The sequence below is a fragment of the Oceanisphaera pacifica genome (genome assembly GCF_017498065.1).
GTDB lineage: Bacteria > Pseudomonadota > Gammaproteobacteria > Enterobacterales > Aeromonadaceae > Oceanimonas > Oceanimonas pacifica.
In genome coordinates this window covers 19,092-31,172 of record NZ_JAGDFX010000011.1, presented here as the reverse complement: position 1 = coordinate 31,172, position 12,081 = coordinate 19,092, and the positions used below count along the sequence as shown (strand labels likewise).

General features: G+C 46.5%; 9 protein-coding genes and 1 pseudogene. 6 read left to right on the top strand and 4 right to left on the bottom strand.

Features of this window, described 5'->3' with window-relative positions:
* Positions 1 to 129: 129 nt before the first annotated feature.
* Positions 130 to 585, bottom strand: a complete 456-nt coding sequence (locus J3U76_RS10160) for an NUDIX hydrolase (RefSeq protein ID WP_208005863.1) — start codon at positions 583 to 585, stop codon at positions 130 to 132.
* Positions 585 to 1,175: pseudogene (locus tag J3U76_RS10155) on the bottom strand (pseudouridine synthase); the annotation flags it as partial. The pseudogene J3U76_RS10155 and the gene J3U76_RS10160, both read right to left, overlap by 1 nt.
* A 187-nt stretch (positions 1,176 to 1,362) precedes the next feature.
* Here J3U76_RS10155 and icd point away from each other — a divergent pair.
* Complete coding sequence (icd, locus tag J3U76_RS10150; protein WP_208005861.1) at positions 1,363 to 2,613, top strand: NADP-dependent isocitrate dehydrogenase; 1,251 nt, start codon at positions 1,363 to 1,365, stop codon at positions 2,611 to 2,613.
* 61 nt (positions 2,614 to 2,674) lie between these two features.
* Here the strand turns inward: icd and arcA are convergent, their stop codons facing one another.
* Entirely contained in the window at positions 2,675 to 3,391 is a 717-nt protein-coding gene (arcA, locus tag J3U76_RS10145) for a two-component system response regulator ArcA (protein WP_208005860.1), read from the bottom strand.
* A 361-nt stretch (positions 3,392 to 3,752) separates the two neighbouring features.
* Between arcA and J3U76_RS10140 the strand changes: the two genes are divergently transcribed.
* The gene (locus J3U76_RS10140) at positions 3,753 to 4,244 is read left to right on the top strand and encodes a putative 4-hydroxy-4-methyl-2-oxoglutarate aldolase (RefSeq protein ID WP_208005859.1); all 492 of its coding nucleotides are present in this window, start codon (positions 3,753 to 3,755) and stop codon (positions 4,242 to 4,244) included.
* 84 nt (positions 4,245 to 4,328) lie between these two features.
* Here J3U76_RS10140 and aceK read toward each other — a convergent pair whose 3' ends face one another.
* A complete protein-coding gene (gene aceK, locus J3U76_RS10135; protein WP_341534332.1) occupies positions 4,329 to 6,047 on the bottom strand; it encodes a bifunctional isocitrate dehydrogenase kinase/phosphatase in 1,719 nt (572 codons plus the stop codon).
* A 249-nt stretch (positions 6,048 to 6,296) separates the two neighbouring features.
* On the opposite strand from aceK, the gene J3U76_RS10130 reads away from it, so the two are divergent.
* The 4 genes from J3U76_RS10130 (at position 6,297) to thrC (ending at position 11,927) form a co-directional block, all read left to right on the top strand.
* Positions 6,297 to 6,998, top strand: coding sequence for a tRNA/rRNA methyltransferase (locus J3U76_RS10130; protein ID WP_208005858.1), 702 nt, complete (start codon positions 6,297 to 6,299; stop codon positions 6,996 to 6,998).
* A gap of 235 nt (positions 6,999 to 7,233) precedes the next feature.
* Entirely contained in the window at positions 7,234 to 9,693 is a 2,460-nt protein-coding gene (gene thrA / locus J3U76_RS10125; RefSeq protein WP_208005857.1) for a bifunctional aspartate kinase/homoserine dehydrogenase I, read from the top strand.
* The gene (thrB, locus tag J3U76_RS10120) at positions 9,694 to 10,650 is read left to right on the top strand and encodes a homoserine kinase (RefSeq protein WP_208005856.1); all 957 of its coding nucleotides are present in this window, start codon (positions 9,694 to 9,696) and stop codon (positions 10,648 to 10,650) included. It begins immediately after the preceding gene.
* Positions 10,647 to 11,927, top strand: a complete 1,281-nt coding sequence (thrC, locus tag J3U76_RS10115; protein WP_208005855.1) for a threonine synthase — start codon at positions 10,647 to 10,649, stop codon at positions 11,925 to 11,927. Before thrB ends, thrC begins: the two co-directional genes overlap by 4 nt.
* Positions 11,928 to 12,081: the final 154 nt, after the last annotated feature.

The following is a 12,081-nucleotide window of genomic DNA, read 5'->3' as shown; positions in this document are numbered from 1 at the left end:
GTCAGCTAAAAGTGGCAATGTTAGGCTCACACAGCATAAATAGGCTTAGTGTTGAGTAAACGGCAAATGCTAAGTGATTGAATTTTTTATAGCAAGCCAAGCAAAATGTTGAAGTAGCCTCTAATCCCCTTAACTCTGCTGTTTTAATGAATTAAGAGCAAAGCGTTGGCCGGCAAGGTAATCATTAAGTGAGGACAAAATCATGGGGCTACGTAATTGGCTGCCTAAAGCGGCAATCTCTGGTAGGGTTAACCAGTGGCAGCGGATAATATCGTCATCGGGATCTTGTGGTTGGGTGGTTAACGGCTCAGTTACTTCGGCGCAAAAGGTAAAGCGTACAAAATGAGTACCATTATCGGGAGCTTCAAATTGATAAATTGCCACCCCTTGCTCAAGAGGAATGTTTAGCCCCGTTTCTTCTAATAGCTCACGCTGGGCACCGGCCAGTATGGTTTCGCCGGGCTCTAAGTGACCCGCAGGCTGATTAAAGCGGATTTTACCTTGCTGCCATTCTTCGACCATTAAAAAACGCTCGCCCGCGCGTATGATGATGGCCACTGTTACGGCAAAAGGATGATGGCTCATACGGTTCTCCATTGGCCTGAGGGTAAGCTATCAAGCGTCCATGGCCCAACGCGATAGCGAATAAGGCGTAAAGTCGGGAAGCCAATATGGGCTGTCATGCGCCTGACTTGACGGTTACGGCCTTCAATAATGTTAATTTCTAACCAGCTGGTTGGGATCTGTTGGCGCTCGCGAATAGGCGGCGTACGAGGCCAAATATTGGGTTGGGGCATAATACGCACTTGAGCGGGCAGGGTAGGGCCATCTTTTAAAGTTACGCCTTGGCGAAGCTCGTCTAAGTCTGTCTCTGTGGGCACACCTTCTACCTGTGCCCAATAGGTTTTCGCGGTTTTGCGGCCAGGCTGTGTCAGCTTGGCATTTAAGGCACCATTATTAGTCAGTACTAATAAGCCCTCGCTGTCTCTATCGAGCCGCCCTGCAGCATACACCCCAGGTTTATCAATAAAGTCTGCCAATGTTTGGCGGCCTTCAGCATCGGTAAATTGGCACAGCACCATATAAGGTTTGTTAAATAATAGAGTGGTTGCCGAGTCAGCTTTAGGTCCGGCATTGGCTGCTCTATTATAAGAGCGTGTTTTTTTTGCTTTCATAGAGGCTAAATTTAATAAACATTAATTTTACCATAACAAAAGTCAGTGCCTGAGACTAATACCTCGCAAAAAGAGTGAGAAAGACTTTGGGCCTCTATTTTTAATTTAACATTTATGTTACTTATTAAGTGTCAAATTGAGCTTTATTAAAAAGCCTTCTCGATTAACCGTTAAGGAGCAGCCGAACATGTCAAACGTCATCGTTCCTCTTAAAGGGCAAAAAATAACAGTGGACGAGCACGGACACTTAAAGGTGCCCCACGATCCTATTATTCCTTTTATTGAAGGGGATGGCACTGGTGTTGATGTCACCCCTGCTATGCAAGCTGTGGTTGATGCTGCCGTGGCTAAGGCCTATAACAATGAATGCCAGATTCATTGGATGGAAGTATACAGCGGAAAAAAAGCTACTCAGGTGTATGGCAAAGATGTGTGGCTCCCCTCAGAAACCTTAGCGGTTATTCGAGATTACCATGTGGCCATTAAAGGCCCACTTACCACGCCTGTGGGCGGCGGTATGCGTTCTCTTAATGTGGCCCTGCGCCAGCAGCTAGACTTATATGTATGTTTGCGCCCTGTTCGCTATTACCCTGGTACCCCTAGTCCTCTAAAGCAGCCAGAGCTGACTGACATGGTGATTTTTAGAGAAAATAGCGAAGATATTTATGCCGGCATAGAGTGGCCAGCCAATAGCCCAGAGGCGACTCAGCTGATTGACTTTTTAACCCATGACATGGGCGTACAAAACATTCGCTTTTCTGAGCACTGTGGCATTGGTATTAAGCCGACCTCAAAAGCGGGCACAGAGCGCTTGGTGCGGGCGGCATTACAGTACGCTGTTGAACATGATAGAGACTCGGTGACCTTGGTACACAAGGGCAATATTATGAAATACACCGAAGGTGCCTTTAAAGAGTGGGGCTATGCCTTGGCCGAACAGGAGTTTGATGCAAGCCTGATTGACGGTGGCCCTTGGTGTGAATTTGCAAACCCCAATACAGGTAAAAAAATCACAGTAAAAGATGCCATTGCCGATGCATTCTTACAGCAAATACTGTTACGCCCAGATGAGTATGATGTGATTGCCTGCATGAACTTAAACGGAGACTATATTTCAGATGCATTGGCGGCCCAAGTGGGCGGTATTGGTATTGCACCCGGCGCTAATATAGGTGATGGGGTTGCGGTATTTGAGGCCACGCATGGTAGCGCACCTAAATATGCGGGGCAGGATAAGGTAAACCCAGGCTCGTTAATTTTATCAGCAGAAATGATGTTGCGTTATATTGGCTGGCAGGAAGCGGCCAATCTAATTATTAAAGGCATGTCTGCGGCTATTGCCAATAAAACGGTGACTTATGATTTTGAGCGACAAATGAGTGGCGCCACATTGCGGTCTTGCTCTGAATTTGCCAACGATATTATCGATAATATGTAGCCAATAAAAAAACCCGCCATGGCGGGTTTTTGTTGTTTAACTGGTACATAAGGCGTTGCGGTTAAGCTTCTAGCTCACCACAAAAACGATAACCTTCACCGTGAATGGTGGCAATAATTTCTGGCGTGTCAGGAATAGACTCAAAATGTTTACGAATGCGACGAATAGTGACATCCACAGTACGATCATGAGGCTTAAGCTCGCGGCCGGTCATCTTTTTCAATAAATCGGCACGGCTTTGAATTTGCCCTGGGTTTTCACAAAAGTGCACCATGGCGCGAAACTCGCTGCGCGGTAGTTTAAACATATCACCAGTTGGGCTAATCAAGGCGCGGCTATTAATATCTAAGGTCCAGCCATTAAAACGATACGCTTCTACTAGCCTTTCTTCTTCGTTTATCTCAGGTACTTGCATAGTACGGCTAAGCAAGTTGCGAGCACGAATAGTGAGTTCACGCGGATTAAAAGGCTTGGTGATGTAGTCATCGGCACCAATTTCTAGCCCTAAAATTTTATCGACTTCGTTATCGCGGCCCGTTAAAAACATCAGTGCTAAATTATGCTGGTCGCGCAATTCACGTGCCAGTAGTAGACCATTTTTACCGGGAAGATTAATGTCCATAATCACAAGATTAACGTGATTATTAGACAGTGCTCTATACATCTCTTCGCCATCTGTTGCTTCGAGCACAGAATACCCTTCGGCTTCAAAAATGCCCTTTAAGGTGTTGCGAGTGACTAACTCGTCTTCAACAATAAGAATATGTGGAGTCTGCATGCGCCTACCTGTTTATTAGATGTAAATAGAATTCAGTATCAACAGTTGCCTAAGTGAGAGATATTAATGATTACTCTAGCACTTTTATGGTGCCAAGCCATATCTCGTTAACACCAAGTTGCGCCGGCCTGACTGTACTGTTTCTTGAGCTTTTTATTATTTGCATCCCATGCCGTGACTGCTTTGCGCCCAAAAAATATACAGCTGGGACAAACAGAGGTCCATAACCCAAAGTACTACTATTTTAACAGTTAACAGGAGCATAACAATAGTCAAGCGCTGATAATGTTACATTTGCTCGTTGTAGATTGCGGGGGTAAGGTGGGTATTGTGATGAGTTTATCTATTATGGAGATGTGAAATGTTAGATTTATTACCTGATTTATGTGATGAGCATGGCGATGAAGTGGAAATATTAGCGCCTATTTTTAAAGATTACGGTGCCGCGCAAACCTTTTGGGGGCAAGCCGTGACTGTTAGCTGTAAAGAAGATAACTCTAAAGTGCGAGAGTTATTGGCCACCCCAGGAACGGGCAAGGTGCTGGTTGTTGATGGTGGTGGAAGCTTGCGCCGTGCATTAATGGGCGATCAGCTGGCGGCATTAGCCATAGAAAACGGCTGGGCAGGGCTGATTATTAATGGTGCTATTCGTGATGCTGGTGCCATTAGCGATATGGCGCTGGGTGTAAAAGCGCTGGCAACCTGCCCAATGAAAACCGAAAAACGTGGCGTGGGTGAAATCGATGTGCCCGTCACATTTGCTGAAGTTACCATTAAGCCGGATGACTATATTTACGCGGATATTAATGGGGTGCTGGTTGCCCGCGAGCCGCTCACCCACCACTCGTTTTAGCTTTATAACGGCTTAAGCGTTACAGCCTTTAGTAACCAGCTAACAGGGTGCACGGAGCCCGCTCCGTGCATTGTATTTAAAGCCTTAACCATAACGAACGTGAAAACGCTGCTGTTGTGAGTAAGGGAAGACATCGCCAAATTGCCCATTAGTAATCTTATCTTGTAACCCTCGCCAATAATCTGCGGTAAATAAATCATGATGCTCAAGGTTAAATGCATCACGGATCTTGGGGCTACTCAGTAAAAAAGTGGCAAATTCTTCAGGAAAAATATCGTTTTCGGCCACTGAATACCAAGGTTCAGCACTAAACGCATCTTCTGGATAGCGTGCCTTGGGAATATCACGAAAATGGCATTCCGTCATATAGCTGATCTCATCGTAATCATAAAATATAACCCTGTTATGTCGCGTCACACCAAAGTTTTTAAATAACATATCTCCAGGAAAAATATTCGCCGTGGCTAACTGTTTAATGGCATTAGCATATTCATCTAATACCTGTATCCGCGCTTGCTCTGAGGCTTGCTCAAGGTAGAGGTTAAGGGGAGTCATGCGCCGCTCAGTATATAAATGATGAATTATGAGGGTGTGCTCGGTAATGGTGAGCTGCGAGGGCGCGACTTTTTGCAGCTCTTCCAGTAACTCGGGGCTGATGCGATCAAGCGGTAACTCAAAGTTAGTAAACTGCATGGTGTCTGCCATGCGACCCACTCGGTCGTGTTGTTTCACTAGCTTGTATTTAGCCCGTACCGTCTCGTGATTAATAACCTTAGGCGGCGTAAACTTATCTTTAATAATTTTAAACACAATATTAAAAGAGGGCAGCGTAAACACGCTCATCACCATGCCTTTAATGCCAGGTGCCAACACAAATTGATCGCGAGATTGATGCAGCTGCTGTAAAAAATCGCGGTAAAACTCAGTTTTGCCGTGCTTCTGACAGCCAATAGCACTGTAGATCTCATGATCGGCTTTACTGGGTAATAAGGGGCGCAAAAACTGCACTAAAGGTGCCGCCTCTGGGCACCACACCATAAAATACGCACGAGAAAAGCTGAATAAAATAGACGCATCGTCATAAGACAAGATAAGGGTGTCTATATAAAGGCCGCCGTGCTTATGGTGTAAAATAGGCAGAATAAACGGCAATGTCATGTTATTGCATTGTATTCGTGCAATTAAATAGGCCCCTTTATTACGAAAAAAGAGCGAGTTAATTACATCAATTTGCAGCTCTTGTTGTGCAAAAACAGCAGGCGCCACCTCCTCAAGATAACGGCGCACATAGGCGACATCTTGGCTTAAGTGGCAAAAGGGCACGCTAAGGCCTAGCTTTTCAATAATGTGGCTTAGCGTACTGTCTAGCTCAGATAAGCGAGTATGATATGACTGACAATATGATGCGGTTTGAGTAGCAGAGCGGCAGGAAATAAAGCGGTGCACATACAAGTTATTAGCATAAATGTTTTTATGACGAAATAATCGCCGATATACAGAGTTATAAAAAGATTCGGCAATTTCAGGGTTAGTTTGCTTGATCAGTAAATCGTTAAATGCCTGCTTAATCGATTTTAGCTCACTGGCACTAAAACGGGCGTGGCCGTGTTGATCGCGAATCGCCTGCACGGTTTTTTTAACATGTTGATCATATAAGCGAATGCGCTCAACACCGGCTTCTTGTACGGCTTCCCAATCTTGGCGCTCAAATCGGCCTTGGGCTCCTTTTGTGATATCAAGAAAGCAGCCATAAAACTCCTCAAATCGCGTCATAATAACGCGCGCTACACCACCATCATCCACTTTATCTCTCCCTAATTAAGCCATACGTGGCGCTATACATTAGCCTAACGAACGCTGCGAGTCGTTGCGATCGCTCGCACTTTGACTGACGTTTATAAATGGTTTTGTTACGCAAGCCGTCACACACAGATAACAGGGAATCGTTGTGCAAAGAAAACTGCTATTAGGCACTTATTACCAGCCTACCGTTACTGTGGGATTTATGGGACAATAGACATCGTTTAAATCAGGCATTTTTTTGGGTAAGTTATGCAGCTGTATTTTGTACTTAAATCGCCGGCGCGGGCAGAAAATGTGGGTGCAGCTGCGCGAGCAATGAAAACCATGGGCTTTAGCCAAATGCGCGTGGTAAATAGTCAAGTACATACAGAAGAGAAAGCGCATTGGGTCGCTCATGGAGCCCAAGAGATATTAACCCAAGCACAATGTTTTGATGAGCTTGCCTCTGCATTGGCCGACATGGATTTAGTGATTGCTACCACAGCACGAGAGCGAGGGCAGGTGCGCCATTATTTAACGCCTAAGCAGGCCATTTGCCAAGTTAATAATAAATGTCTGCAAAAAGTCGCCTTAGTGTTTGGTTGTGAAGAGTCTGGGTTAAGTAATCAAGACTTAGCGCTGGCCGACATCATTAGCTATTTACCTCTTAACGTTAGTTATCCTTCATTGAACTTAGGGCAGGCTATAATGCTCTACGCCTATGAATGTAGTCAGAGTTTAAATAGTAACCAATCAGTGTTGGCATCCAAGGCTCAAGCTGATAATACCCAGCTAAAGTTGTTACAACAAAAAACAGAACAACTGCTTAGTGATATAGGAGTTGGGCAGCATGAAAAACTGGCACATTGGGTATCAGACCGATTGCCTATGCTAGAGCAGCGGGATCTAAACTTATTACATCTGCTTTATAAAGATCTCAACCGAGCCTTATCAAGCCACAAGGAGAGTTGACAAGTATGTACTCTCGGGGTATTGCTATGGCATTCGCTATTAGAGGTTGTTCGTTATGCTGCTTTGTGCACACCGCATCACCACCATTATTATTACCGGAACCACCACGGGTGGGGCTGGGGAAGGCTGATGCGCTAACGACATACCGATTAGAATTCTAAAGCCCGCCTCCCCATCCGATGCGGGCTTTTTACATTTTCGTTTAGTACTTTTCGTCTAAAACAGGGAGTTATAAATGCGTGTCTTGAAATTTGGCGGCACCTCTTTGGCCAATAGCGAGCGATTTAATAATGTCGCCGATATTGTGGTCAATAATCAGCAGCAATCTCAGGTGGCGTTGGTGTTATCCGCTCCCGCCAAAGTAACGAATCATTTGGTCGCGGTAGTAGAGCAAACCATTCGTGGTTTAGACCCTGCACCTGTACTACAAGAAATTGAGCAGATTTTTCACGGTATAATTGATGGCCTAAAAGCTCAATTTGCTCCACTAGATGATGCCGCATTAAAAGAGCGCATTGAACGCGAACTCAGCCAGCTGGCTCGCTTACTTCAAGGGGTGAGTCTACTACAGCAATGCCCAGATAATACTCAAGCACACATTTTAAGCCGTGGCGAAGCCTTATCGATTGCCACTATGGCTGAACTGTTAAAAGCCCGAGGCGAGCAAGTCGAAGTCATTACCCCACAAACCATGTTGCTGGGGGAAGGTAGCTATTTAGAGGCCACCATTAACATTAGCGCATCGCGCCAGCGCTTTGCCGAGCAAGCACTACGCCCCGATTGCGTCTACCTTATGCCAGGCTTTACTGCCGGCAATGAAAAGGGCGAAACCGTTATTTTAGGCCGCAATGGGTCAGATTATTCTGCTGCTGTTTTGTCTGCCTGTGTGAATGCCGAATGCTGTGAAATTTGGACAGACGTAGACGGCGTTTACAACTGTGACCCACGCTTAGTGCCCGATGCCAAGCTGCTTAAACAGCTGTCGTATAAAGAAGCCATGGAGCTGTCTTATTTTGGTGCTAAAGTATTGCACCCGAAAACCATCGCCCCTATCGCACAGTTCCATATTCCGTGCTTAATTAAAAATACCGGTAATCCCCAAGGCGAAGGCTCACTCATTGGCCCACAGTGCAGTGATGACGATCAGCAAGTTAAGGGGATTTCTGACTTAGCTGGCATGACCATGATTAATATTTCAGGCCCAGGCATGAAAGGCATGGTTGGCATGGCTGGGCGCTTGTTCTCTTGTGTGTCTCGTGCCGGTGTGAGCATAGTGCTGATCACCCAAAGCTCATCTGAATATAGCGTGAGTTTTTGTATTCACAGCTTTGATAAGCAAAAAGCACAGCAAGCCATTGCCAATGAGTTTGCCCTTGAGTTTGAAAATAAACTGCTAGAACCATTAGATATCATTGAAGATCTCGCCATTATTTCTTTGGTGGGTGATCGCATGCGCACCGTAAGAGGGGTGTCGGCGCGTTTCTTTAATGCCTTAGCTGAAGCATCCATTAATATTGTGGCTATCGCCCAGGGTTCGAGCGAGCGCTCTATTTCGGCGGTGATCCATAAAGCAAAAACTACCGAAGCTATAAAAGCCTGTCATCAAAACTTCTTCTCTAGCCGTCGTTTTATTGATGTATTTTTAGTGGGTTGTGGCGGGGTAGGCGGAGAGCTACTTGAGCAAATTCGCCGCCAGCAACCAGTACTAGAAACCCAAGATATCGGTATTCGTGTAGTGGGCATTGCTAACTCTCGTCAAATGACCGTCAACCGCGACGGTATTAACTTAAACGAGTGGCAAGATAAGCTGGCGCAAGCGACCGACACCTTTAACTTGCCGCGCTTGCAACGCATGGTAGAAGACAGCCACCTTATTAACCCAGTATTAGTGGATTGTACTTCCAGTGACAGTGTAGCCGAGCAATATGCTGACTTTTTAGCAGCGGGTTTTCATGTGGTAACGCCAAACAAAAAAGCCAATACCGCAAGCCTTGATTACTATCGTCAGCTACGTCGTGCCGCTCAGCGTACCCATCGTAAGTTTTTATACGAAACCACAGTGGGCGCCGGTTTGCCGGTGATTGAAAATCTACAAAACCTGCTGCGTGCCGGTGACCAACTGAAATCCTTTGGCGGTATTTTATCCGGCTCTATGTCGTATATTTTCGGTAAGTTAGACGAAGGCATGAGCTTTGCGGATGCCACTCGCGTGGCCCGAGAAAATGGCTTTACAGAGCCCGACCCACGAGATGACTTAAACGGCATGGATGTGGCGCGCAAGCTACTGATCTTGGCTCGTGAAGCCGGTCTAGAACTAGACTTAGCCGACATTGAAATTGAAATGGGCTTACCACCCGAGTTTGACGCCAGCGGCGATATTGAAACCTTTATGGCACGCCTGCCAGAAGCGAACGGTTATTTTGAACAGTTAGTGTCTGAGGCGGCCAGCGAAGGCAAAGTACTGCGCTATGTGGGTGAAATTGAAGATGGTCACTGTAAAGTAGCGATTAAAGCGGTAGACGGTGATGATCCCTTGTTTAAAGTGAAAGACGGTGAAAATGCCTTGGCCTTTTACACGCAATATTACCAGCCTATTCCATTAGTATTGCGCGGTTACGGCGCCGGTGCCGATGTGACGGCTGCCGGTGTATTTGCGGACTTATTGCGTACTCACAACTGGAAGCAGGAGCTATAAATGAGTGTTGTTGCGTTTGCTCCTGCCTCTACGGCAAATGTGAGTGTGGGCTTTGATGTATTAGGGGCGGCTGTCGCCCCAGTTGATGGCACTATGTTGGGTGATCGGGTGTTGGTGGCTGACACTCAGGGTCAATTTAATCTCACCACAGTGGGTGCTTATGCCCATAAATTGCCCGACGATTTCACTAAAAACATTGTTTATGACTGCTACCTAGCCTTTGAAAAAGCTCTCGTTGCTAAAGAAGTGGCCACTAAGCCACTGACCATGACCCTTGAAAAAAATATGCCAGTTGGCTCGGGTCTTGGCTCTAGCGCCACCAGCATAGTGGCGGCCTTTGTTGCCTTAAATGCTTTTTATGACACGCCACTTAGCGAGCATGAACTCATGTTGCTGATGGGCGAGCTAGAAGGGCAGATCTCTGGCTCTTTGCATTACGATAATGTGGCACCTTGCCATTTTGGCGGCATGCAGCTGGTGCTAGACGAAGCTGATGTAGTAAGCCAAACCCTGCCAAGTTTTGACGATTGGTACTTTGTACTGTGTTATCCCGGTATTAATATTTCCACCTCAGAAGCACGCAGTATTTTACCGGCACAATATCGCCGTCAAGACTGCCTAACCTATGGCCGTCGTTTAGGTGGTTTTGTGCATGCTTGCCATACCGGCCAAGAGCCATTGGCAGCGGCCATGTTAAAAGACGTGATTGCCGAACCGTATCGTGCGCAACTCATCCCAGGCTTTGATGCGGTGCGTGATCAAGCTGCCGCTTTAGGGGCATTAGCAACTGGTATTTCTGGCAGTGGCCCTACGGTATTTTGTGTGCTGAAAGAGTTAAGCCAAGCTGAAAAATTAGCTACTTGGCTGGGCGAGCATTTTATTCAAAATCAGGATGGTTTTTGTCATATTTGTAAAATCGACACCCAAGGTGCGCGAGTAACAGGAACAGAATTATGAAGTTGTACAATATTAAGGATAATACGGAAACCATCAATTTTACTGGTGCCGTTAAGCAAGGTTTGGGCCGTGGTCAAGGGTTGTTTTTCCCTGAAAACCTCAGCCCCATTGCCAATATCGATGCCCTGTTAGAGCAGCCGCTAGTGCCGCGCTCAGTTGCCGTGCTACAACACCTGATTGGTGATGAAATTCCTGAAGCCACCCTTACCGCTATGGTAGAGCGTGCCTTTGCTTTTCCTGCCCCCTTGGTCAAAGTAGACGATCACACTTATGCCCTTGAGCTGTTTCATGGCCCAACCTTAGCCTTTAAAGACTTTGGTGGTCGCTTTATGGCTCAGTGTTTGGCCACGCTTAGCACAGACGGTAAAAAGATCACCATTTTAACGGCAACATCCGGTGATACCGGTGCGGCAGTGGCGCATGCTTTCCATGGGCTGCCGAATATTGAAGTGGTTATTTTGTATCCAGAGGGAAAAATTAGCCCGCTGCAAGAAAAATTGTTTACCACCTTAGGTGACAATATTCGCACCTTTGCCGTGCAGGGCGATTTTGATGACTGCCAGGCGTTAGTAAAACAAGCCTTTGATGATGAAGAGCTAAAAGAGGCAGTGGGGTTAAACTCGGCCAACTCCATTAACATTAGCCGCTTAGTGGCCCAAGTATGCTACTACTTTGAAGCCGTGGCGCAATTGCCTGTAGAGCAACGTCATAAAGCTGTGATTGCTGTACCATCGGGCAACTTTGGTAACTTAACCGCCGGCTTAATTGCCAAGGCGCTGGGCTTACCAGTGAAGCGCTTTATGGCGGCGACGAATGCCAACGATACCGTGCCACGCTATTTAGAAAGTGGCAGCTGGGATCCTAAAGCAACCGTGGCCACCTTATCTAATGCTATGGATGTAAGCCGCCCTAATAACTGGCCACGAGTAGAAGAGCTGTGTCGCGTAAAAGGCTGGAACTTAGCCGACATTGCCTCGGGCTCCCTCGATGATGCAGACACGAAAGACGCACTACAGCGCTTGTTTGCGCAAGGCTATTTATGTGAGCCCCACGGTGCCATTGGCTGGGACTTATTGAATAAAGAGCGCGGCAAAGATGAAGTGGGCATTTTCTTATGTACGGCACACCCGGCTAAGTTTAAAGAAAATGTAGATGCCATTTTAGAGCAAGACTTACCGCTACCCGGTCCACTGGCTAAGCACCTCGCTATGGAGCCACTAAATGGCACCATAGCGGCTGATTTTGCCGTGCTAAAAGAAAAAATGATGGGGAAGTGATAGCGCCTAGCGCCGGCGCCAAGCACCAAGCTAAACCCAACACACCTTAAACTTAGGCATGGTGCATTAATGCAGTCGCTGTATTTTATGTAGGGGCGAATTCATTCGCACAAAAGGGCAGCGCCAAGCACTAAGCTAAACCCAACACACCGAG

Bases quoted from the DNA above. Each gene is read 5' to 3' on its own strand.
- J3U76_RS10160 (WP_208005863.1), bottom strand. From the start codon at position 585: ATGAGCCATCATCCTTTTGCCGTAACAGTGGCCATCATCATACGCGCG.
- icd (WP_208005861.1), top strand. From the start codon at position 1,363: ATGTCAAACGTCATCGTTCCTCTTAAAGGGCAAAAAATAACAGTGGAC.
- arcA (WP_208005860.1), bottom strand. From the start codon at position 3,391: ATGCAGACTCCACATATTCTTATTGTTGAAGACGAGTTAGTCACTCGC.
- J3U76_RS10140 (WP_208005859.1), top strand. From the start codon at position 3,753: ATGTTAGATTTATTACCTGATTTATGTGATGAGCATGGCGATGAAGTG.
- J3U76_RS10130 (WP_208005858.1), top strand. From the start codon at position 6,297: ATGCAGCTGTATTTTGTACTTAAATCGCCGGCGCGGGCAGAAAATGTG.
- thrA (WP_208005857.1), top strand. From the start codon at position 7,234: ATGCGTGTCTTGAAATTTGGCGGCACCTCTTTGGCCAATAGCGAGCGA.
- thrB (WP_208005856.1), top strand. From the start codon at position 9,694: ATGAGTGTTGTTGCGTTTGCTCCTGCCTCTACGGCAAATGTGAGTGTG.
- thrC (WP_208005855.1), top strand. From the start codon at position 10,647: ATGAAGTTGTACAATATTAAGGATAATACGGAAACCATCAATTTTACT.